A 23380-nucleotide genomic window follows, 5' to 3' on the forward strand; every position below is an offset into this window, starting at 1 on the left:
ACAAGGGGTCTGCTCTGGATGACATGCCTGTGTTGCAGCGCTTTCGGTACTGTGTGCCTACGGTTGCGCAATGAATCCACTGGCCTAAGCTTCAAGGCAGGCAAGTGCGGTATCGGGCGACTCTCGCGGAACAATTGCCGCCATGTGCAATCAGTACAGCGTGAATATCAGAAGGAGAGGCGCATGCTCATTCGGTCGTTGACCTTTGCTACCTTGCTGGCCTTTGTCGGTCCCCTGTTCGCTGCGGATGGCGACTCACCACTGGTGGCGGAGATGGGCAAGGCACGCCCCTTGATCGTCATCGCGCCCAGCACAGTCGACCCGGCCTGGGTCAGCCTGAAAAAAGCCCTGGAAGAGCCGGCCGGCAAGCAGGGCTTTTCCGAGCGCAACATGGTGCTCTATACCGTGCTCAACACCATTGGCCAGCGCGACGGCAAAGATCTCGACCCGCAGAGCACCATGGCGTTGATTCGCTCTCTCAAGCTCGGTGCCGGCGCCCAGACCAAGATCATCCTGGTGGGCAAGGACGGTGAAAAGAAACTCGAACATTCCGGCGCGATTGAATTGAAAGAGCTGTTCGACACCGTTGACAAGCTGCCTGCGACGGAAAAGGAAGCGGCGGCGCCAACTCCGCCTCCGGCACCGGAAGCGGCGCCGGCGAAGGAAGCGAAGGGCGCCAAGCCGGGTAAGCCGGGCAAGGCACCGGCGGCGCCGAAGCCGTTGGATGATTGACCTTGAATGCGGATGAATTCCGTCCGTGGCTTTGGCGCGACTTCACCGGAGGTTCTTGTGGCGAGGGAGCTTGCTCCCGCTGGGCTGCGTAGCAGCCCCCTGTGTTATCCCTGCATGCATTTTGGGGTCGCTTCGCGACCCAGCGGGAGCAAGCTCCCTCGCCACAGGGGGGATCCACTCAGCTGTCAGTTCTGATCCAGCGCTGAGAGAATCCTGTAGGCGGCCTTCACTCGCTCTTCATTCGGGTAGTTCTTGTTCGCCAACAATACGATCCCGATGTTCTTGCCGGGCACGAACGCCGCGTAGGCGCCAAAGCCGCCGGTCGAGCCGGTCTTGTTGATCCAGGCTCCGTCGGGTGCCGGGCGCGGTGGGGTGACGGGCTCCACTGGATGCGGTTCGAAGGCCATTTTTGCGCTGTTACCGGCCAGCAACGCTTCGAGGCTGACCGGGCCCGGGTAAAACTCCCAGCCCAGCCCCTGGTTCATACCGTCTACCGTGTAGAACCCGGTCTGGGTCGTAGCAATGGCCTGGCGCAGGTCGGCGTCGAGCCTTTGCGGTTGCAGGTTTGCTTCGATGAAGCGAATCAGGTCCGATGAACTGGTCTTCACCCCATACGCCTCTGAATCCAGGGCGCCAGGTCCAACCCGGACCGGTTTTCCATCCTTCGCATAACCCTGGGCATATTGGCTCAACTGCTCCTTGGGTACCCGCACATAGCTGTGCTTGAGGCCCAGTCCTGGCATCAGCGTCTGCTCCATCAGGTCATCGAAGGGGCGCTCCAGGCTGCGGGCCGCCAGATAGCCGAACAGGCCGATGCTCGGGTTTGAATACAGCCGCTGGGTGCCGGTCGGGTAGAGCGGTTTCCAGGTTTTGTAGTAACCGAACATACGATCGGCATGGTCGGCGTCCCCGGGAAACTGCAGCGGCAACCCACCGGCGCTGTAGGTGGCGAGGTTGAGCAGGCTGACGCCCTCGAAGGCGCTGCCGCGCAGTTCGGGGGCAAAGCGACTGGCCGGGTCCGCCAGGGACAGTTTGCCCAAGGCCTGGGCATAGGCGCCGAGCGTCGCAGTGAAGGTCTTGCTGATCGAGCCGATCTCGAACAGAGTCTGGTCGGTGACGGGTTTCTTCGTATCCCTGGAAGCCACTCCGTAGTTGAAGTAGTGGCGTTGCCCGTTGTAGGTGATCGCCACGGCCATTCCGGCGATGTCTTGTTGCTCCATCAACGGCTGGATGACGGCATTGACCGTGTCTTGGATGGGGGCCTGGGCGAAGCCCGGTGTCGTCCCGCAGGCCAGGATAAAGGCGCCTGCGAGTATCGATTTGGCGAGGTGCATGTCGGACCGTCTCCTTGAAGTGCGCGAATCGGGTATCCAGCTTCCGTCGCCTGGATCCACCTTGGGGCGGTCAATCTAGGAGGTTTTCGATGACTCGGCAATGATGCATCCGGCGGCTCAAATCACGTTCGGAGCGATCCGACGCGGGCGCAGTAGAAGTCCTACGCAAAGATCCAGGCTCGTCCAGGCTGGCGACCCACACAAATCCCCGGCCGCCGGGTAGACTTGCGCTTCATTCTGAAGGAGTTCCCATGAGTTACTACCAGCCCGGCATTCTCGCCACCCCTGTTCCGCCTCAGGCCCGCCACATGTTTTTCGCCCTGGAATCGGTCGAGGCGCTGCCGGCTGCGATAGACAGACTCCTGCTCCAACTGGACGGTCGAGCGGTGGTGGGCTTTGGCGAATCGCTGGTCCAGGCCCTCGGCGCCCGGATCGACGGGCTGCGGGCGTTCCCGGCGTTGACCGGCGTGGGCGTGGACAACCCCTCGACCCAGCATGCTTTGTGGTGCTGGTTGCACGGCGAGGACCGCGGCGAGTTGCTGCACCGCAGTCGCGCTATCGAAGCGGCGCTGGCCCCGGCGTTGCGCCTGGTGCAGATGAATGAAACCTTCCGCCACATGACCGGCCACGACCTGACGGGTTATGAGGACGGCACCGAAAACCCCCACGACGAAGCCGCCATCGCCGCAGCCCTGGCCCAAGGCGCCGACGGCTTGCGCGGCGGCAGTTTTGCCGCGATTCAGCAGTGGCAACATGATTTCGACGGTTTCGCCGCGATGTCCCCCCATGAGCGCGACAACATCATGGGGCGGCGCCTGAGTGACAATGAGGAAATCGACGATGCGCCGGAATCGGCCCATGTCAAACGCACGGCCCAGGAAAGCTATACACCGCAGGCGTTCCTCGTACGCCGCTCCATGCCCTGGATCGAGGGTGATCGTGCGGGGTTGATGTTCCTCGCGTTTGGTTTTTCCCTCGACGCCTTTGAAGCGCAACTGCGGCGCATGAGCGGCCTGGAGGATGGCATTACCGACGGCTTGTATCGCATGAGCCGGCCGATCACTGGCGGCTACTACTGGTGCCCGCCGCAGGTGGACGGGCGCCTGGACCTGCGTGTTCTGCTCGGTTAAAGCGGTTCAAGCCAGCGTGACGAGGAATACGGCGCCTTATTGAGAAGGGGCTGCTTTGCAGCCCAGCGGGAGCAAGCTCCCTCGCCACGGTTGTGCAAAAGCGTAACGTGAGCGCTATCCTTGGGGCCGACGTCTGTCCGTGGAACGGGAGAAGCAAAGGTGGATAAAGTCATCGTCATCACCGGTGGCGGCCGCGGAATCGGGGCGTCTACGGCGCTGTTGGCCGCCGACTTGGGGTATCGGATCTGCATCAACTACCAGACCGATGAAAGTGCCGCTCAGGAGGTGCTCGAACAGGTCCGGGCCAAGGGCGCGCAGGCGATTGCCGTGCGGGCCGACGTGAGCATCGAGGACGAAGTCGTTGGCCTGTTCGGCCGGGTGGATGCCGAGTTGGGCCGGGTCACTGCCTTGGTGAACAACGCCGGCACGGTCGCGCACAAGTCCCGGCTCGACGAAATGTCCGAGTTCCGCATTCTCAAGATCATGAAGACCAACGTGCTCGGGCCGATGCTCTGCGCCAAGCACGCCGTGTTGCGTATGTCGCCCAGGCACGGAGGGCAGGGCGGCAGTATCGTCAATGTTTCTTCGGTTGCCGCGCGCCTGGGCTCGCCGAACGAATACGTCGACTATGCCGCGTCCAAGGGCGCCCTGGACACGTTCACTGTCGGCCTGTCCAAGGAAGTGGCCGGTGAGGGCATCCGCGTCAATGCGGTTCGCCCCGGCTACATCTACACCGATTTCCATGCCCTGAGTGGTGACCCGGACCGCGTCAGCAAGCTGGAATCGGCGATTCCCATGGCCCGCGGTGGGCGTCCGGATGAAGTGGCCGAAGCGATCATCTGGTTGCTGTCGGACAAGGCTTCGTATGCCACCGGGACGTTTGTGGACCTGGGGGGCGGGCGCTGAGTTTTATGTCGTCTGTCCGGGCCTCATCGCGAGCAGGCTCGCTCCCACATTTCAGGCACGCAGCAGATCCCTGTGGGAGCGAGCCTGCTCGCGATAAGTCCGCCCAGATTACCCCTATCAGAACGACCGGATAATCCGTCCCAAGGTTTCCATGGCCTTTTCCGACACCTCGGTCCATGGGCTGCCATAGTTCAAGCGGATGCAGTTTCGAAAACGCCGGGTCGGTGAAAAGATCGGTCCCGGTGCGATGCTGATGCCCTGGGCCAGGGCCATCTGGAACAGCTTCAGCGAATCCATCTGCTCCGGCAGTTCCAGCCACAGGAAGTAACCGCCCGCAGGCTGGCTGACCCGCGTCTGGGGCGGGAAATAGCGGGCGATGGCAGCACGCATTGCGCTCTGCTGTTCTTCCAGGGCGTAGCGCAGTTTGCGCAAGTGGCGATCGTAGCCACCGTGTTGCAGGTAGTCGGCGATGGCGGCCTGGGCCGGCATCGAGGCGCACAACGAAGTCATGAGCTTGAGCCGTTCGATTTTCTGCGCGTAGCGTCCGGCGGCAACCCAGCCGATGCGATAGCCCGGTGCCAGGCTCTTGGCGAACGAACCGCAGTGCATCACCAGCCCCTCGGTGTCGAATGCCTTGGCCGGCTTGGGTGCCTGCTGACCGTAGTACAGCTCGGCGTACACATCGTCTTCGATCAGCGGCACCTGATGGCGACGCAACAGTTCGACCAAGGCTTGCTTGCGCGCCTCGGGCAGGGTCGCGCCCATAGGATTCTGGAAGCTGGTCATGCACCAGCAGGCTTTGATCGGGTGCCGTTCCAGGGTTTGCCCGAGCATGTCCAGGTCGATGCCGTCGCGCGGGTGGACGGGGATTTCCACGGCCTTTAGCTTGAGCCGCTCCAGCACCTGCAGGCTGGCGTAGAACGCCGGCGCTTCGATCGCCACCAGGTCGCCAGGCTCGGTCACGGCTTGCAGGCACAGGTTCAAGGCCTCCAGGGCGCCGTTGGTCACCAGCAACTCCTCCATGGGCAACATCAACCCGCCGACCATGTAGCGCAAGGCGATTTGCCTGCGCAGGTGTGGATTGCCCGGCGACATGTCGGTGACCACCACGCGCGGGTCCATGTCGCGAGTGGCACTGGATAACGAGCGGGACAGCCGTTGCAGCGGAAACAGCTGCGGGCTGGGAAATGCCGAACCGAAAGGCACGGTGGTGGGGTCCTTGATCGATTCCAGTACCGAGAACACCAACTCGCTGACGTCGACTTCGGTGGATTCCTGTACCTGGCTACTGATGGCCGGCTCGGAAAACGGGCTCGGCGTGAGGGCGTTGACGAAGTAGCCCGAGCGCGGCCGGGCGCGGATCAGGCCGCGGCGCTCCAGCAGGTAATAAGCCTGGAACACGGTAGACGGGCTGACACCATAGGTCTGGCTGGCATAACGCACCGACGGCACGCGCTGGCCCGGCCCCAGCATGCCGGAGCGGATCAGTTCTGCGATGTCATCGGCGAATTTTTCGTAGCGTTTCATTTCCGATCCAGTCATGAACGGTTCAGGGATATGCAGCCTTGCGCATCAACCTGTGGGAGCGAGCCTGCTCGCGATGAGGCCAGTACAGACAAGTCTGACAGTCCGCTATCGCGAGCAGGATCGCTCCCACAAAAAAGGTCCTGCATCTTAAGGCTTCAGCGATTCGTCGGCGCGACAAAACGGCTCTTGGCCACGCTGTAGATGCCAGGCTCGTCGCTGTCGGCCACTTTGAAGGCCATTTCCCGGGAGCCGCTCTGGGGCCGCTCGTTGAGCATCGCCACCGACACTGGCACATCGACGATTTCCCCAGGGGACAGGCTCAGTTGTGTCTTGCCTTGCAGGACAAAACCGGCGCCATCCATCAAAGACAGTTGGTAGTCCTGGCGCTGCTGGGTCTTGTTGATGATTTTCAGGCTGTAGATGTTCTCGATCTGGCCCAGGCTGTTCTCGCGGAACAGGCCGCGGTCCTTGCTGACGTCCAGCGACACCATGGGACGCTCCACCAACGCCACGACCAGCGCGCCGATCATCACCAGCAGCACGGCGGTATAGCCGATCAGCCGGGGGCGCAGCAGGTGGGTCTTGCCGCCTTGCAACTGATGCTCGGAGGTGTATTTGATCAGGCCGCGGGCGTAGCCCATTTTGTCCATGATCGAATCGCAGGCATCAATGCAGGCAGCGCAACCGATGCACTCCATCTGCAAGCCGTCACGGATATCGATGCCGGTAGGGCAGACCTGCACGCACATCTGGCAATCGATGCAATCGCCCAGGCCGATGTTGGACGGCTTCGCATCGCGCTTGCGCGGGCCGCGGATCTCGCCGCGGGCGGCGTCGTAGGAAATGGTCAGTGTGTCCTTGTCGAACATCACGCTCTGGAACCGCGCATAAGGGCACATGTGCATGCACACCGCCTCACGCAGCCAGCCGGCGTTGAGGTAGGTGGCGCCGGTGAAGAACAGCACCCAGAACAGACTGACACCTGCCATCTGCAAGGTCAGCAGCTCTTCGGCCAGCGGCCGGATCGGCGTGAAGTAGCCGACGAACGTCAGGCCGGTGAGCAGGCTGATGGCCAGCCACAGCGTGTGCTTGGCCGAGCGCCGGAGCAGTTTGTTCAGGCCCCACGGTGCGGCTTGCAGCTTGATCCGTTGGTTGCGTTCGCCTTCGGTGATTTTCTCGCACCACATGAAAATCCAGGTCCAGGAACTCTGTGGGCAGGCGTAGCCGCACCACACGCGACCGGCGAATACCGTGATCGCAAACAGACCGAAGGCGGCGATAATCAACAGCGCCGAGAGCAGGATGAAATCCTGGGGCCAGAAGGTTGCGCCGAAAATATGGAATTTGCTTTCGGAGAGGTCCCAGAGCACCGCCTGGCGACCACCCCAGTTGAGCCACACAGTGCCGAAGAACAGTAAGAACAGAACCCCGGCGCCGCTGATACGCAAGGTGCGGAACAGGCCGGTGAAGCTGCGGGTATGGATCAGGTTATCGGTGGTCCTGGCCCGGATTTTCGGCGCGGGTTCGAAAGTCGGGATCAGCTGGACGGGGATTCTTTCGCTCATGGTCGGTCACTCATCAGCCTGTATCTGGCGGACGAACTATGACCATGGAACTGTTTGCATAACAGACTCAGGTGACTTGATAAAAACCGGATCAGATGGCGTCAGGCGCCGTGGCTGCGGCACTTTGAAGCAGGTGCTCACAGGCGAACAGGCTTTGATGTTTTGCTTAAGGGCGAATCAGTCCTTGTGATGTACATGCTTAAGGGCGAATAAGCCCTTGTGGCGAGGGAGCTTGCTCCCGCTGGGGCGCGAAGCGGCCCCCTGTGTTTGGGTATCACATTGTAGGGGACGCTGGCGCGTCCAGCGGGAGCAAGCTCCCTCGCCACAGGAGATCGATGTCGCCTTGGGTGGGGTCAGATCACGGACCCACTGTCCGTAGCCTTGAGGTTGTGCCGCCCGTCAGTCGCCCCAGCCACGGTCAATGCATTGGCCTCAGCCTCGGTGATGTGAATCAGGTCGCCGTTCAGCTTAATGGCCGACATCGCTTTTTCGGGGTCAGTGACGACGGTCAACTCGCCGACAGGACGCTCCTGCGGGCCGTTTGGCGTTCGGATGTGGCAAGTCCCGTCCTCATCGATGCGCTCAATCATGGTCGTGCTCCTTTCTGGGGTAATAACCGTTAGGCGTCGCTGCCATGCCAGGGTTCGGTGCGTCGGATCAGCGGTCGGGGGGCACGTCTGGCTGCGCTTGTGGTCCATCGTCCATGGAACATAAAGAGGACGATTCATGGAAAACTGGTGGCATGAGGTCTGGATCACCCTGCAAGCGGAATTCGCGGACATCACCGATGCCCAGCAGATGACGCGCGTCACCATACGTTTGCTGATGGCGGCGTTGCTGGGCGGCATCCTGGGTTTCGAGCGTGAGCATAAAGGCAAGGCCGCGGGCGTGCGGACCCATATGCTCGTCGCCCTGGGTGCTGCGTTGTTCGTCCTCGTGCCACAAATGTCCGGCTCCCAGGCCGATGCCATGAGCCGGGTTATCCAAGGCGTGGTCGCGGGCATCGGCTTTCTCGGCGCCGGTACTATCCTGAAAAACAACAATGGCGACGAAGGCCACGTAAAAGGCCTGACCACGGCTGCGGGCCTGTGGATGACCGCCGCCATCGGTGTCGCCGCCGGGCTGGGGCGAGAAGCGACGGCGGTGTTGAGCACCATCTTGGCGTTGGCGATTTTCAGTGTGATGCCGGTGATTGTCCGGGCGTTGGATAAGGACGATAAACCCTGAGCCATTATCAGCACCACCCCTGTGGGAGCGAGCCTGCTCGCGATGGCGTTGGGTCAGTCAACTGAAGTGTTGGCTATTACATCGTCATCGCGAGCAGGCTCGCTCCCACAAATGATCCGCACGGTTCGGGTCAAACCCTCTCCGGCGGCGCCTCGCTCGGTGGATCTCCCAGCGGTGGCTGCGGATCGGGCGGCGGGTCTTTTTCCGGGACCGGCTCGGGATCAGGACCGGGGGGTGGCAGGTTGGGATCGTCAATGTTCGGATCAGGGGTTTCAGCCGGGATGGGGATAGTCATCGGTCGAGCCTCCGGGATGCACATGGCTTGAGTCGTGCTTATTTTTGTGACCGCCCCCGGCTGGCTTTTATCCCGCCGGGCTGGGCAAATCTCGCTGAACTTTTGGCTATCGGCTTGGTTCGGAGTTTAAGTGAGTTTTTTCACAGGACCCGTTGGGCCTTTAACCCACAAGCGCGTCCATGGGGCGTAAAAGGAGCGATGCTCGATGACTGCTGAACACCCGACTGACTTGGCCTACAACCCGAACCTGCCGTTGTCTCACGCTTTGTTGTTGCCACGTATCGCGATTGAAAACACCATGCCGGTGATTGACGGCGGGCAGTTCGGCGTCAAGGCGGTGGCGGGGCAGGACGTAACGGTGACCAGCAAAGTGTTCATGGATGGTCACGATAAACTGGCGGTGCGCATCCGCTGGCGCGCATTGGAACATGAGGTCTGGAACAGCGAGGTGATGACTGACCTCGGCAACAACAGTTGGCGCGGACACTTCAATGTGCCTACCCAAGGGCGCTATGTATTTTGCATCGAGGCCTGGCTCGATCAGTTCGCCAGTTTCCGCTACGAGCTGGAAAAAAAATATGCCGCCGGCGTGCCGATCAGCCTGGAGCTCCAGGAAGGTCGCAACCACGTGCAGCAAGCCGCCGAGCGCAGTGACGGCCAACTGAGCGAACAACTGGCGGCTTTGCATCACCAGTTGTCGGGCCTTCTGCCAGCCGAGCAGGTGGCGTTGTTCCTGGCACCGCACAGTGCCGACCTCATGTCCCTGGCCGATCACCGACCCTACCTGAGCATCAGCCCGGAATACCCCTTGGATGTAGAGCGCGAACGGGCCCAGTTCGCCAGTTGGTACGAATTGTTTCCCCGTTCGATCACCGACGATCCACGCCGCCACGGCACCTTCAATGACGTGCATTCGCGCCTGCCGATGATCCAGGACATGGGATTCGATGTGCTGTACTTCCCGCCGATCCATCCCATCGGTCGCAGTTTTCGCAAAGGTCCGAACAATTCCCTGACCGCAGGTCCCGATGATCCGGGCAGCCCTTACGCCATCGGCAGCGAGGACGGCGGGCACGAAGCGATCCATCCGCAATTGGGCACCCGTGAGGACTTCCGCCGGCTGGTGGCGGCAGCGGCGGCCCATGGCCTGGAAATCGCCCTCGACTTCGCGATCCAGTGTTCCCAGGACCACCCCTGGCTCAAGCAGCACCCGGGCTGGTTCAGCTGGCGCCCGGACGGCACGATCAAATACGCGGAAAATCCGCCGAAGAAGTACCAGGACATCGTCAACGTCGACTTCTATGCCGCCGACGCGATTCCCAGCCTGTGGCTAGAGCTGCGGGATATCGTGGTCGGCTGGGTCAACGAAGGCGTGAAGATTTTCCGCGTCGACAATCCCCACACCAAGCCGTTGCCGTTCTGGCAGTGGTTGATCGCCGATGTGCGCGCCCAGCATCCGGAAGTGATGTTCCTTGCCGAAGCCTTCACCACGCCGGCCATGATGGCGCGGCTGGGCAAGGTGGGCTATTCGCAGAGCTATACCTATTTCACCTGGCGCAATACCAAGACCGAGTTGGCGACCTATTTCACCGAGCTCAACGAGTCGCCGCTGCGCGAATGCTACCGGCCGAACTTCTTCGTCAATACCCCGGACATCAACCCGGCCTTCCTCCACGAGTCGGGGCGCGCCGGTTTCCTGATCCGTGCGGCATTGGCGACCATGGGCTCGGGCCTCTGGGGCATGTACTCGGGCTTCGAGCTGTGCGAGTCGGCGCCGGTGCCGGGCAAGGAGGAATACCTGGACTCGGAGAAGTACGAGATCCGCCCCCGGGATTTCACCGCACCGGGCAACATCATTGCCGAAATCGCCCAGCTCAACCGAATCCGCCGGCAGAACCCGGCGTTGCATACGCACCTGGGCCTGAAGATCTACAACGCCTGGAACGACAACATTCTGTTTTTCGGCAAGCGCACGCCCGACGGCAGCAATTTCATCCTGGTGGCGGTGAGCCTCGATCCGCACCACCCGCAGGAGGCCAATTTCGAGTTGCCGCTATGGGAGATGGGCCTGCCGGACGATGCCCAGACCCAGGGCGAGGACTTGATGAACGGCCACCGCTGGACCTGGTATGGCAAGTATCAGTTCATGCGGATCGATCCGGCGTACCAGCCGTTCGGGATCTGGCGGATCAGTGTGGCTTGACTCCATGGCCTTTTGTGGCGAACGAGTGTCCCAGGCCAGGGGGCTTTTTGTGGCGAGGGAGCTTGCTCCCGCTGGAGTGCGAAGCGCTCCCCATCAGCGGTTGCTGCGCAACCGAGCGGCAGCAAGCTGCCTCGCCACAAAGGCGTTCTGGCCGTCAGAGGATCTCGCACGCCCGTCCCAGCGGCTTTATTGAATTCATCAGGAGTTGCAAATGGCGAAGAAACCTCGGTCTGCCGCTTTTATCAACGACCCGCTCTGGTACAAGGACGCGGTGATTTACCAAGTCCATGTGAAGTCGTTCTTCGACTCCAACAACGACGGAATCGGCGACTTCCCGGGCCTGATCGAAAAGCTCGACTACATCGCCGACCTGGGCGTCAACACCATCTGGTTGCTGCCGTTCTACCCCTCGCCGCGCCGCGACGACGGTTATGACATCGCCGAATACCGTGGCGTGAGCCCCGACTACGGCACCATGGCCGATGCGCGGCGGTTCATCGCTGAAGCCCACAAGCGCAACCTGCGGGTCATCACCGAGCTGGTCATCAACCATACCTCGGACCAGCATCCGTGGTTCCAGCGCGCGCGCAAGGCCAAGCGCGGTTCGGCGGCTCGGGACTTCTATGTCTGGTCCGATGACGATCACAAGTATGACGGCACGCGGATCATCTTCCTCGACACCGAGAAATCCAACTGGACCTGGGACCCGGTAGCCGGCCAGTACTTCTGGCACCGCTTCTATTCCCACCAACCCGATCTCAACTTCGATAATCCGCAGGTCATCAAGGCTGTGTTGTCGGTGATGCGCTACTGGCTGGACATGGGCATCGACGGCCTGCGCCTGGATGCCATCCCGTATCTGATCGAACGTGACGGCACCAATAACGAAAACCTGCCCGAGACCCACGACGTCCTCAAGTTGATCCGCGCCGAGATCGATGCCAACTATCCCGACCGCATGTTGCTGGCCGAAGCCAACCAGTGGCCGGAAGACACCCAGCTGTACTTCGGGGACGTTGACGCGCAAGGCCTCAATGGCGACGAATGCCACATGGCATTCCACTTCCCGTTGATGCCGCGCATGTACATGGCGCTGGCCCAGGAAGACCGTTTCCCGATCACCGACATCCTGCGCCAGACTCCGGAAATCCCCGCCAATTGCCAGTGGGCGATTTTCCTGCGCAATCATGATGAGTTGACGCTGGAGATGGTCACCGACAAGGAGCGCGATTACCTGTGGAATTACTACGCCGCCGACCGTCGGGCGCGAATCAACCTGGGGATTCGCCGGCGCCTGGCGCCGCTGGTGGAGCGCGACCGACGCCGGGTGGAGCTGCTCAACAGCCTGCTGCTGTCGATGCCCGGTACGCCGACTTTGTACTACGGCGATGAAATCGGCATGGGCGACAACATTTACCTGGGCGACCGCGATGGCGTGCGCACGCCGATGCAGTGGTCCATCGACCGCAACGGCGGTTTCTCCCGGGCCGACCCGGCCAGCCTGGTGCTGCCGCCGATCATGGACCCGCTGTATGGCTACCAGTCGGTCAACGTCGAGACCCAGTCCGGCGACCCGCACTCGCTGCTCAATTGGACGCGGCGGATGCTGGCGGTGCGCAAGCAGTCCAAGGCCTTTGGCCGCGGTACGTTGAAAATGCTTTCGCCGAGCAACCGGCGGATCCTGGCCTACACCCGCGAATACACCGGTGCGGACGGCAAACACGAAATCATTCTGTGCGTGGCCAACGTATCGCGCAGCGCCCAGGCCGCCGAACTGGACCTGTCGGCTTATGCAGGCATGGTGCCGGTGGAGATGCTGGGGGGGAACGCCTTCCCGCCCATCGGCCAGCTGAACTTCCTGCTGACCCTGGCGCCGTACGGTTTCTATTGGTTCGCCCTGGCGGCGGAAAACCAGATGCCGAGCTGGCACGTGGAACCGGCCCAGAGCCTGCCGGACTTCACCACCCTAGTGCTCAAGAAACGCCTGGAAGAATTGCTCGAAGCGCCGTCGCGCACCACATTGGAGCAAACCATCCTGCCAAACTGGTTGCAGAACCGTCGCTGGTTTGCCGGCAAGGACAGCGCCATCGAGAACGTCGATATTGTCTATGGCGTGCGCTTTGGCGATCCGCAGCATCCGGTGCTGCTCAGCGAAATCGAGGTGACCAGCGGCGGCCAGACCCTGCGTTATCAATTGCCGTTCGGCCTGCTGGCCGAAGATCAGTTGGGCGCGGCCTTGCCGCAGCAACTGGCCCTGTCGCGGGTTCGGCGGGGGCGTCAGGTGGGATTCATCACCGATGCGTTCAGCCTGGAAAGCTTCATTCGCTCGGTGTTGCAGAGCATGCAGGCCGGCACGGTGCTGCCATGTGCGGACGGTGAGTTGCGTTTCGAGCCTGCCGAAGGTCTGGCGGCGTTGAATCTGGGGAATGAGCCGGAGGTGCGTTATCTGTCCGCCGAGCAGTCCAACAGTTCGGTGGTGGTGGGCGGCAATCTGGTGCTCAAGCTGATCCGCAAGGTCGCCTCCGGCGTGCATCCGGAACTGGAGATGAGCGCTTACCTGACCGCTGCCGGCTTCAGCAATATTTCACCGCTGCTGGGTTCGGTGATCCGCCGCGATGCCCAGGGCGAGGATGCGTTGCTGATGATCGCCCAAGGCTACCTGAGCAATCAGGGTGATGCGTGGGAATGGACCCAGAACAACCTCGAACGCGCCTTGCGCGACGAGTTGGCCGATGCCGTGTCCGAGCAGGAGCAGCACTACAACGCCCTGGGCGAGTTGAAGGATTTCGCCGGAATGCTCGGTCAGCGTCTGGGGGAAATGCATCAGGTGCTGGCCCAGCCCACCGACAATCCGGACTTCGAACCGCAGGTCACCCGCGCCAAGGACGCCCAAGCCATAGGCAAGGACGTGGCCGCGCAGGTGGAAAACGCCTTGCGCCTGCTCAAGCAGAACCAGGGGCAATTGAACCCTGCGGACCAGGCGATGGTCGCACGCTTGCTGGAACACAAGAAAACCGTCCTGGCCCATGTACAGGAACTGGCGGGCAAGGCTGTCGGTGGCTTGCGCATCCGTGTCCACGGCGACCTGCACCTGGGGCAGGTGCTGGTGATCAAGGGCGATGCCTACCTGATCGACTTCGAAGGCGAGCCGGCACGGCCACTGCATGAACGCCGAGGTAAGCACAGCCCTTACAAGGACGTCAGCGGCGTGTTGCGTTCCTTCGATTACGCGGCGGCGATGGCGATTCACTTGCACACCGTCGACAGCACCGCCGATGCCGATGCGGCCCGGCAACGGGTGGCCGATCGTTACCTGGCAGAGGCCCGCCAGGCATTTGTCCAGGCATATCGGCAGGCGGCAGCTGGTCTTGCCCATGAGTGGAAGGATGCTGAAGGCGAAGACGCCGCACTGGCGTTGTTCGGCCTGGAGAAGGCGGCCTATGAAGTGGCCTATGAAGCCGAGAATCGCCCCGCCTGGCTGCCCGTGCCGTTGCACGGCCTGTACGGGTTATTAAGTGGGCTGGAACCCTTTTCCGACTTAGCCGGACCGATTTAGTGGAGAGAATCATGAGTGTCTCGAACAAAGAACCACAAGGGCAGGCTAAAGCTTCACTGCTGCCGTCGCCCCGTGACATCGACGCGCTGGTGCGCGCCGAACATCACGACCCGTTTTCCATCCTGGGCCCCCATGGCGACGGTGCAGGCGGGCAATTTATCCGGGCCTATCTGCCCGGCGCGCTGAGCGTGCAGGTACTGGCCCGTGACAGCGACGAAGTACTCGGTGAGCTGCAACTGAGCGAAACCCCGGGCCTGTTCGTCGGGCATTTCGACCACACCCAGGCCTATCGGCTGCGCACCCGATGGGCCGGTGGCGAACAAGTCGCCGAAGACCCGTACAGCTTCGGGCCGCTGCTGGGGGAGATGGATCTTTACCTGTTCGCCGAGGGCAATCATCGCGATCTCAGCTCGTGCCTCGGTGCGCAACTGACGACGGTGGATGGCATCGAGGGTGTGCGTTTTGCCGTATGGGCGCCGAATGCGCGACGGGTCTCGGTGGTCGGCGACTTCAACGTCTGGGACGGACGTCGCCATCCGATGCGCATCCGTTATCCATCCGGGGTCTGGGAGTTGTTCATCCCGCGCCTCGGCGCGGGGGAGGCCTACAAGTATGAAATCCTCGGCGCCCACGGGATTCTGCCGCTCAAGGCCGACCCGGTGGCGCTGGCCAGCCAGATGCCGCCGGACACCGCGTCCAGGGTCGCCACGCCGCTGAAGATCCAATGGCAGGACGATGAATGGATGCAGCATCGGCGCGAGCGCCAACTGCCGGGAGCGCCATTGTCGATCTACGAGTTGCATGCCGGATCCTGGCAATGCGAAATCGACGAGGCGGGGGAGGTGTCACGCCAATACAACTGGCATGAACTGGCCGAACGGCTGATCCCTTACGTCAAGGAGCTGGGCTTCACTCACATCGAACTGATGCCGATCATGGAGCATCCGTTTGGCGGCTCCTGGGGCTACCAACCCCTGTCGCAGTTCGCCCCGACGGCGCGTTACGGTTCGCCGGACGATTTCGCCGCGTTCGTCAATGCCTGCCACCAGGCGAACATCGGTGTGATCCTCGACTGGGTGCCGGCGCATTTTCCCACCGACACCCACGGCCTGGCCCAGTTCGACGGCACCGCGTTATACGAGTATGGCAACCCACTGGAAGGCTTCCACCAGGATTGGGACACCCTGATCTACAACCTGGGACGCACCGAAGTCCATGGGTTCATGCTGGCGTCGGCGTTGCACTGGTTGAAGCATTTTCACATCGACGGCCTGCGTGTCGACGCGGTTGCCTCGATGTTGTACCGCGACTATTCGCGCAAGGCCGGCGAATGGGTGCCTAACCGGCACGGCGGGCGCGAGAACCTGGAAGCCATCGATTTCCTGCGGCACCTCAACGACGTGGTGGCGCTGGAAACCCCCGGCGCGCTGGTCATCGCCGAGGAGTCCACGGCATGGCCGGGCGTCAGCCAGAGCACGCAGCAGGGCGGGCTGGGCTTTGCCTACAAATGGAACATGGGCTGGATGCACGATTCGCTGCACTACATCCAGCAAGACCCGGTGTATCGCGCCCATCATCACAACGAGCTGAGTTTCGGCCTGGCGTACGCCTGGTCCGAACGGTTCGTGCTGCCGATTTCCCACGACGAAGTGGTTCACGGCAAACGCTCGCTGATCGACAAGATGCCGGGTGATCGCTGGCAGAAATTCGCCAACCTGCGAGCCTATCTCAGCTTCATGTGGGGCCATCCGGGCAAGAAGCTGCTGTTTATGGGCTGCGAGTTCGGTCAATGGCGCGAGTGGAATCACGATCAGCAGCTGGATTGGTACCTGACCCAATACGCCGAGCACCGTGGGGTGCAAAAACTGGTGAGCGACCTGAACCGGCTTTATCGCGAGGAGCCGGCGCTGCATGATCAGGATGATGCGCCGCAGGGTTTCCAGTGGTTGATTGGCGACGATGCAATGAACAGCGTCTATGCGTGGCTGCGCTGGAGCAAGGAGGGGCGGCCGGTGCTGGTGGTGGCCAACTTCACGCCGGTACCTCGTGAGGCGTATCGGGTAGGCGTGCCGTTTGCCGGGCGTTGGGTGGAGTTGCTCAACAGTGATGCCGACACTTATGCGGGATCCAACTATGGCAATGGCGGCGGAGCTTCCACCGAAGCCGTGCCCAGCCATGGGCAGGCTCTGTCGCTTGAGCTGAATCTGCCGCCGTTGGCGGTGCTGATCCTGCGGCCTGAGGGCTAAGTTGCAGGTTCTCACAGACTCTGTGGGGATTTTTCTGTGGGAGCGAGCCTGCTCGCGATGGCGGCCTTAATTAAGCCTGGGATTGTTGATTGGGGGCATATCCGTTGCTGCGGTAATGGCTGCTTAGGGTTCCGCCCTTACGGCGGGTTACTTTTGAAAGGGCGCCAAAAGTAACCAAAAGCGCCTCGCCCCACCACTGGGCACCTCGCCAAGGCTCGGTGTTCCCTCACTCCGGCATTGCTCCGTGGGCCCGCCGCGATGGGCCCTCCATGGCCCTGCGCGGCTAACCCGGCATCCATGCCGGGTTGCCCACGACGCAATGCCTGCGTTCGGCCCTTGTGGTTGATGGGGCGTCCAAGATCAAAAGCAAAGCAAAGCAAAGCAAAGCAAAGCAAAGCAAAGCAAAGCAAAGGCGAGGCCGCCTGACGGCCGGCCTTTTTCTTCCGGTTGTGTCTGGACTCATCTGTGGGAGCAAAGCTTGCCCGCGAGGTGATCTGACAGCCGACCCGGCTCTCCTGGAGTACCCCAATACAAACTGTGGGAGCGAGCTTGCTCGCGAAGACGGCCTGACGGCCGCCCTGGCTCTCCCGGTTGTACCCCAACTCAAACTGTGGGAGCGGGCTTGCTCGCGAAGACGGCCTGACGGCCGCCCTGGCTCTCCCGGTTGTACCCCAACTCAACTGTGGGAGCGAGCCTGCTCGCGATGGCGGCCTTACAGCTGGCCTGGTTCTGCGGTCGGACCTCACTCCAATTGTGCGGGCTTCTTGCTCAGGCGGACTTTCAGCTGCTCTTGGGTTGGCTGATCCGAGGCTTTAGCGAGCAAGCCCGCGGCCACACAGCGGGCATTGCCGTATCCCTCAGCGCACCAGGCAAGGCTGTTTGTTGTTAAAGGTCCAACCCGGAATCAGGTACTGCATCGCCACCGAATCGTCCCGCGCCCCCAGGCCCATACCTTTGTACAGCTCATGGGCCTTGGCCAGTTGGTCGGTGTCCAGCTCGATCCCCAACCCCGGTTTCTTAGGCACCTGCACGCAACCATTGCGGATTTGCAGCGGCGCCTTGGTCAGTCGCTGGCCGTCCTGCCAGATCCAATGGGTGTCAATCGCGGTGATGTCGCCCGGTGCGGCGGCGGCCACGTGGGTGAACATTGCCAGCGAAATGTCGAAGTGGTTGTTGGAATGAGAACCCCAGGTCAGGCCCCATTCGTTGCACATCTGCGCCACCCGCACCGAGCCCTGCATGGTCCAGAAATGCGGATCGGCCAGTGGGATGTCCACTGACTGCAAGGTGATCGCATGGCCCATCTCGCGCCAGTCGGTGGCGATCATGTTGGTGGCGGTTTTCAGGCCCGTGGCGCGGCGGAATTCAGCCATCACCTCACGCCCGGAGTAACCGTTTTCCGCGCCGCAAGGGTCCTCGGCATAGGCCAGGACCTTGTGTTGGTCGCGGCACAAGCGGATCGCTTCCTTGAGTGACCAGGCGCCGTTCGGATCCAGGGTGATGCGCGCCTGGGGGAAACGCTCGGCCAGGGCCGTGACGGCTTCGATTTCGTCGTCGCCCTTGAGCACGCCGCCCTTGAGCTTGAAGTCCTGGAAACCGTAATGCGCATGGGCAGCTTCGGCCAGGCGCACCACGGCGTCGGCGTCCAGGGCTTTTTCGTGGCGTACGCGGAACCAGTCGTTGTCGGCGTCCGGCTCGCTGCGGTAGGGCAGGTCGGTCTGTTGGCGATCGCCCACGTAGAACAGATAGCCGAGCATTTTCACTTCATCGCGCTGCTGGCCTTCACCGAGCAGGGCGGCGACCGGTACGTCCAGGTGTTGCCCGAGCAGGTCCAGCAGGGCCGCTTCCAGCCCGGTGACCGCGTGGATAGTGATGCGCAGGTCGAATGTCTGCAGGCCGCGGCCCCCGGCATCGCGGTCGGCGAACGCGTGGCGCACGCTGTTGAGGATCTTCTGGTAGGTGCCGATGGGGCTGCCGACCACCAGGGCGCGGGCATCCTCAAGCGTCTGGCGAATGCGTTCGCCACCGGGCACTTCGCCCACGCCGGTACGGCCGGCGTTGTCTTTCAGGATCACGATGTTGCGGGTGAAGAACGGGCCATGGGCGCCGCTGAGGTTCAGCAGCATGCCGTCATGACCGGCGACGGGCACGATCTGCATGCTGGTGATGATCGGGGCTTTGCTGGCTTCTTGTGGGTTCATGTGCACTTATCCTTGGACGAATCGATGATCAGACGTGGCTGGTGGCAGGGGTGGCCGGCGTCGCTGCGGATTTGGACTTGGGCGTGTTGCGTGCGGCGAAGACGATGATCGCGGCGATGATCGAGGTTGCTGCCAGGCCATAGAGCCCGCCCTGGATCGAACCGGTGTGCTGTTCCAGCAGGCCGAATGTGGTCGGCGCGACGAACCCGCCAAGGTTGCCCACGGAGTTGATCAATGCGATCACCCCGGCGGCGATCCGTGCGTCCAGGTAGGCCTGGGGAATCGGCCAGAACAGCGACGAGGCCGACTTGAAGCCCAGCGCCGCGAAGCAGATGGCGACGAAGGCGAAGACCGGGCCGCCGGTGGTGGAGATGAACATTCCGGCCGCGGCGATCAGCAGGGCAGTGGCGACCCAGGCCTGCTGGAATTTCCACTTCGCCGACAGCGAGGCGAAGGCGTACATGCCGACAATCGACAGTAGCCAGGGAATGGAGTTGAACATCCCGACCTGGAGGTCGCTGAGCTCGCCCATTTTCTTGATGATGCTCGGCAGCCAGAAGGTGGCGGCATAGATAGTCAGTTGAATGAAGAAATAGATCAGACAGAACAGGATGATCTGGCGATCCTTGAGCAATTGGCCGATGGAAAGCTTGATCGGCGTGGCGGCTTCACGAGCGCGCTGTTCATCGTCGATGGCATTGACCAGCGCGTCCTGTTCCTCGCGGTTGAGCCATTTGGCGTCGTGGGGCTTGGAGTCCAGCCAGAACCAGACGAAGACGCACAGGCACACCGAGAACATCCCTTCGATGAAGTACATCCACTGCCAGCCGTGCATGCCCAGGCCGTTGATTTGCAGCAGCAGGCCGGACAGCGGGCCGGAGATCAGCGAGGCGACGGCCGAGCCACTGAGGAAAATGGCGATGGCTTTGCCACGCTCGGCGCCGGGCAACCAACGGGTGAAGTAATAGATCACCCCGGGGAAGAAACCGGCTTCGGCCACGCCCAGTAGGAAACGCAGGATGTAGAAGTGGGTTTCGTTCTGGATGAACGCCATGCCGGCGGCCACCAGGCCCCAGGTGAGCATGATGCGGGTGAGCCAGATACGTGCGCCGATTCGTTGCAGCAGGATATTGGAGGGTACTTCGAACAGCGCATAACCGATGAAGAACAGGCCGGCACCAAAGCCGTAGGCGGCAGCGCCAATGCCCAGGTCATGCTCCATGTGTGTGCGCACGAAGCCGATGTTCACTCGGTCGATGTAGTTGACGATAAACATGATGACGAACAGCGGCAGGATGTGGCGCTTGACCTTGGCAATGGCCGACAGCAGCACCGGATCCGCGCCGGCATTCGCCTGGAGGCTGGATGTGTTCACTGGATTTTCTCCCACTCGTTATTTTTATGCGGGGCATCGTGCAGGTGCCGATGTTGATAGACATCATACAACTGGATTTTTTTAGATGACAAGAAGTTTCTGATCACGTTTGGATAGCCGTAAGGCGCTTTTTATGCCGTATTTGTTCGGTAGCACGCGGCTTTTTTAAAGCGTTCATGCAGCGTAACCGCCGTGGAGGAGTTGCTATACGCGGGTCGTATCTCTGATGAGCTGTGTGTTGTCATACAAGTTGAATGTTCATTGTTCGTTACGGGCGGGCCTACTGGTGGTAGCATCGCCAGGCCTGTTTTCGAGGAACCTTGGCATGCAAGACACCGACGCGCCTCGGCGCAAGCGTACTCCTAACCTGGCCCACGACCTGGTGGCGAAGCTGAGCCAGAGCATCTTGTTGGGGCAGCTGAAACCGGGTGAAAAATTGCCATCGGAAGGCGCTATCGTGCAGGAGCACGGCGTCAGCCGAACGGTGGTGCGCGAGGCGATTTCCAAGTTGCAGGCTTCGGGCCTGGTGGAAACCCGCCACGGCATCGGCACCTTTGTGCTGGAGCAGACCGGTGAGCCGGGGCTGCGGCTCAACGTCGATACGGCGGCGGGAGTGCGCGGGATCCTGGAGTTGCGCATGGGCCTGGAAACCCAGGCGGCCGCCCTGGCCGCCCAGCGGCGTAGCGAGCACCAGCTACAGCAGATGCGTCAGGCGCTGGACGACTACCAGCGGTTGCTGAGTAACAACGACAGCTGCGTCGAAGCCGACCGGCGTTTTCACCTGCTGATTGCCGAAGCCACGGATAACACCTGTTTTGTCGAGATCATGCAGCACCTGGGCAGTGCGATGATCCCCCGGACCCGGGTCAACGTCGCTGAGCGCGGCCAGGCGGACCTGGGCAAACTGGCGCAACTGGCCAACCTTGAACACGAGGCCATCTTCAACGCCATCAAGCGCCAGGACCCCGACGCCGCCCGCGCCGCCATGTGGCTGCACCTGACCAACAGCCGCGACCGGTTTGGCGCCAGGTCCTGACGGCCTCATTGCCTGATTCACCGCATTGCGAGCCTGCTCGCGATAGGCCCGTGAAGTTTCCCGTAAACAGACAGGCAAAAAAAACCGGCACAACCGAAGTTGTGCCGGTGATGTTGCCAGTGGCTGTGCGGCCATTCGTGGGACCGCGCGACCACCGTTGAACCCGTTGCGGGCTATGCGCGTTCCAGCGCCAGGGCCACGCCCTGGCCGCCGCCGATGCACAGGGTCGCGAGGCCTTTCTTGGCGTCGCGCTTGATCATCTCATGCAGCAGCGATACCAGCACGCGGCAGCCTGAAGCGCCAATAGGGTGGCCCAAGGCGATGGCGCCGCCGTTGACGTTGACCTTGTCCATGTCCCACTTCAGTTCCTTCGCCACTGCCAGTGACTGGGCGGCAAAGGCTTCGTTGGCTTCGATCAGGTCCAGTTGCTCCAACGACCAGCCGGCCTTGTCCAGGCAGCGGCGGGTGGCCGAGACCGGGCCGATGCCCATGATCGCCGGATCGACGCCAGCGTTGGCGTAGGCGCTGATCTTGGCCAGCACCGGCAGGCCCAGGGCCTTGGCTTTTTCCGCGCTCATCAGGATCACGGCGGCGGCGCCATCGTTGAGCGAGGACGCATTGCCTGCGGTGACGCTGCCATCCTTCTTGAAGGCAGGCTTGAGCTTGCCCAGGGATTCGGCGGTGGTCCCGGCACGCGGTTGTTCGTCGGTGGCGAAGGCCACCGGATCGCCCTTGCGCTGAGGAATCAGGATTGGCGTGATCTCATCGGCGAACCGGCCGCCTTCGATGGCGGCGACGGCTTTCTGCTGGGAAGCGGCAGCGAAGGCATCCTGCTCCTCGCGGCTGATGCTGTATTTATCCACCAGGTTCTCGGCGGTGATGCCCATGTGGTAATCGTTGAAGGCGTCCCACAGGCCATCGGTGATCATGCTGTCGATCATCTTTGCGTGGCCCATGCGCAGGCCGGTGCGCGCAGCCGGCAGCACGTAGGGAGCCAGGCTCATGTTCTCCATGCCGCCGGCGATGATCACCTCGGCGTCACCGCAGCGGATCGCCTGGGCGCCTAGGTGCAGCGCCTTGAGGCCCGAGCCGCAGACCTTGTTCAGGGTCAGTGCCGGAACGGCGTGGGGCAGGCCGGCGAGGATCGACGCCTGGCGAGCCGGGTTCTGGCCCGAGCCAGCAGTGAGCACCTGACCGAGAATCACCTCATCGACCTGCTCGCCGGCCAGGCCGGTCTGCTCCAGCAGGCGACGAATCACCGCCGCACCGAGCTCCGGTGCGGGAATGGAAGCCAGCGAACCCTGGAAACTGCCGATGGCGGTACGGGTGGCGGCGACAATCACGACTTCTTGCATCGAATCTCTCCTCACTGGGCAGCGAACTGCATTTCAGGGACGTGGTCCGGCACGATCAACTTGCCGGCGGTCTTGGCGACGATTTCCTCGACGCTGACGCCCGGGGCACGTTCTTTCAGGATGAAGGCGCCGTCCTGGATTTCCAGGTAGGCCAGGTCGGTCAGCACGCGCTTGATGCATCCGGCGCCGGTCAGCGGCAGGCTGCAACGCGGCAGCAGTTTCGACTCACCGTCCTTGGATGCGTGAGTCATGGTAACGATGATGTTTTCGGCACCGGCCACCAGGTCCATCGCGCCGCCCATGCCCTTGACCAGTTTGCCAGGGATCATCCACGACGCAATGTTGCCTTGCACATCGACTTCGAATGCGCCCAGCACGGTCAGGTCGATGTGGCCGCCACGGATCATGGCGAACGATTCGGCCGAAGAAAAGATCGAGGCGCCGATGCGCGCGGTGACGGTCTGCTTGCCGGCATTGATCATGTCGGCGTCGACCTCCGCTTCGGTGGGGAAGGCGCCCATGCCGAGCAGGCCGTTTTCCGATTGCAGCATGACTTCCATGCCTTCGGGGATGTAGTTGGCGACCAGGGTCGGGATGCCGATGCCCAGGTTCACGTAGTAGCCGTCCTGCATTTCGCGGGCGACGCGTTGAGCCATTTGTTCGCGGGAAAGTGCCATGTCGTTATTCCTTCA

General features: G+C 62.1%; 17 protein-coding genes. 8 read left to right on the forward strand and 9 right to left on the reverse strand.

Features of this window, described 5'->3' with window-relative positions:
• Positions 1–183: 183 nt before the first annotated feature.
• The gene (locus ACLEJQ_RS21630) at positions 184–732 is read left to right on the forward strand and encodes a DUF4174 domain-containing protein (RefSeq protein WP_440798271.1); all 549 of its coding nucleotides are present in this window, start codon (positions 184–186) and stop codon (positions 730–732) included.
• A gap of 185 nt (positions 733–917) precedes the next feature.
• On the opposite strand, the gene ampC is transcribed toward ACLEJQ_RS21630, so the two are convergent.
• The gene (gene ampC, locus ACLEJQ_RS21635) at positions 918–2066 is read right to left on the reverse strand and encodes a class C beta-lactamase (protein WP_440798273.1); all 1149 of its coding nucleotides are present in this window, start codon (positions 2064–2066) and stop codon (positions 918–920) included.
• Positions 2067–2317: 251 nt separating this feature from the next.
• Between ampC and ACLEJQ_RS21640 the strand changes: the two genes are divergently transcribed.
• Together ACLEJQ_RS21640 and ACLEJQ_RS21645 are read left to right on the forward strand one after the other, a co-directional pair.
• Positions 2318–3196 (forward strand): Dyp-type peroxidase, encoded by an 879-nt coding sequence (locus ACLEJQ_RS21640; RefSeq protein WP_440798275.1) that lies wholly within the window; start codon positions 2318–2320, stop codon positions 3194–3196.
• A gap of 159 nt (positions 3197–3355) precedes the next feature.
• Positions 3356–4102, forward strand: coding sequence for an SDR family oxidoreductase (locus tag ACLEJQ_RS21645; protein ID WP_440798277.1), 747 nt, complete (start codon positions 3356–3358; stop codon positions 4100–4102).
• 117 nt (positions 4103–4219) lie between these two features.
• Here ACLEJQ_RS21645 and mapR read toward each other — a convergent pair whose 3' ends face one another.
• The 3 genes from mapR to ACLEJQ_RS21660 form a co-directional block, all read right to left on the reverse strand.
• Positions 4220–5629, reverse strand: a complete 1410-nt coding sequence (mapR, locus tag ACLEJQ_RS21650) for a GntR family transcriptional regulator MpaR (RefSeq protein WP_440798279.1) — start codon at positions 5627–5629, stop codon at positions 4220–4222.
• A gap of 155 nt (positions 5630–5784) precedes the next feature.
• Positions 5785–7194 (reverse strand): cytochrome c oxidase accessory protein CcoG, encoded by a 1410-nt coding sequence (gene ccoG, locus ACLEJQ_RS21655; RefSeq protein ID WP_440798281.1) that lies wholly within the window; start codon positions 7192–7194, stop codon positions 5785–5787.
• A gap of 353 nt (positions 7195–7547) precedes the next feature.
• Entirely contained in the window at positions 7548–7784 is a 237-nt protein-coding gene (locus ACLEJQ_RS21660) for a DUF3203 family protein (protein ID WP_440798283.1), read from the reverse strand.
• 136 nt (positions 7785–7920) lie between these two features.
• On the opposite strand from ACLEJQ_RS21660, the gene ACLEJQ_RS21665 reads away from it, so the two are divergent.
• Positions 7921–8421 carry an MgtC/SapB family protein gene (locus ACLEJQ_RS21665; protein ID WP_440798285.1) on the forward strand — a complete coding sequence of 167 codons (501 nt, stop codon included), beginning with the start codon at positions 7921–7923 and terminating at the stop codon, positions 8419–8421.
• A gap of 130 nt (positions 8422–8551) precedes the next feature.
• On the opposite strand, the gene ACLEJQ_RS21670 is transcribed toward ACLEJQ_RS21665, so the two are convergent.
• Entirely contained in the window at positions 8552–8716 is a 165-nt protein-coding gene (locus ACLEJQ_RS21670; protein ID WP_440798287.1) for a hypothetical protein, read from the reverse strand.
• 205 nt (positions 8717–8921) lie between these two features.
• Here ACLEJQ_RS21670 and ACLEJQ_RS21675 point away from each other — a divergent pair, with 205 nt between their 5' ends.
• The 3 genes from ACLEJQ_RS21675 to glgB all read left to right on the forward strand — a co-directional run bounded on the left by ACLEJQ_RS21675 (position 8922) and on the right by glgB (position 16721).
• Positions 8922–10919, forward strand: coding sequence for an alpha-1,4-glucan--maltose-1-phosphate maltosyltransferase (locus ACLEJQ_RS21675; protein ID WP_440798289.1), 1998 nt, complete (start codon positions 8922–8924; stop codon positions 10917–10919).
• A 211-nt stretch (positions 10920–11130) separates the two neighbouring features.
• Positions 11131–14475, forward strand: coding sequence for a maltose alpha-D-glucosyltransferase (gene treS / locus ACLEJQ_RS21680; protein WP_440798291.1), 3345 nt, complete (start codon positions 11131–11133; stop codon positions 14473–14475).
• 11 nt (positions 14476–14486) lie between these two features.
• A complete protein-coding gene (gene glgB, locus ACLEJQ_RS21685) occupies positions 14487–16721 on the forward strand; it encodes a 1,4-alpha-glucan branching protein GlgB (RefSeq protein WP_440798292.1) in 2235 nt (744 codons plus the stop codon).
• 857 nt (positions 16722–17578) lie between these two features.
• On the opposite strand, the gene gudD is transcribed toward glgB, so the two are convergent.
• Positions 17579–18922 carry a glucarate dehydratase gene (gudD, locus tag ACLEJQ_RS21690; RefSeq protein WP_440798294.1) on the reverse strand — a complete coding sequence of 448 codons (1344 nt, stop codon included), beginning with the start codon at positions 18920–18922 and terminating at the stop codon, positions 17579–17581.
• A 28-nt stretch (positions 18923–18950) separates the two neighbouring features.
• Positions 18951–20297, reverse strand: a complete 1347-nt coding sequence (locus ACLEJQ_RS21695) for an MFS transporter (RefSeq protein ID WP_440798295.1) — start codon at positions 20295–20297, stop codon at positions 18951–18953.
• A 325-nt stretch (positions 20298–20622) separates the two neighbouring features.
• Here ACLEJQ_RS21695 and ACLEJQ_RS21700 point away from each other — a divergent pair, with 325 nt between their 5' ends.
• On the forward strand, positions 20623–21333 hold the full coding sequence (locus tag ACLEJQ_RS21700; protein ID WP_440798297.1) for a FadR/GntR family transcriptional regulator: 711 nt from the start codon (positions 20623–20625) through the stop codon (positions 21331–21333).
• A 173-nt stretch (positions 21334–21506) separates the two neighbouring features.
• On the opposite strand, the gene ACLEJQ_RS21705 is transcribed toward ACLEJQ_RS21700, so the two are convergent.
• On the reverse strand, positions 21507–22688 hold the full coding sequence (locus ACLEJQ_RS21705) for an acetyl-CoA C-acetyltransferase (protein ID WP_440798299.1): 1182 nt from the start codon (positions 22686–22688) through the stop codon (positions 21507–21509).
• Positions 22689–22699: 11 nt separating this feature from the next.
• Positions 22700–23365: a CoA transferase subunit B gene (locus ACLEJQ_RS21710; RefSeq protein ID WP_092327245.1), complete on the reverse strand. Its 666-nt coding sequence runs from the start codon at positions 23363–23365 to the stop codon at positions 22700–22702.
• Positions 23366–23380: the final 15 nt, after the last annotated feature.

The organism is Pseudomonas sp. SMV71 (assembly GCF_052042015.1).
Lineage (GTDB): Bacteria > Pseudomonadota > Gammaproteobacteria > Pseudomonadales > Pseudomonadaceae > Aquipseudomonas.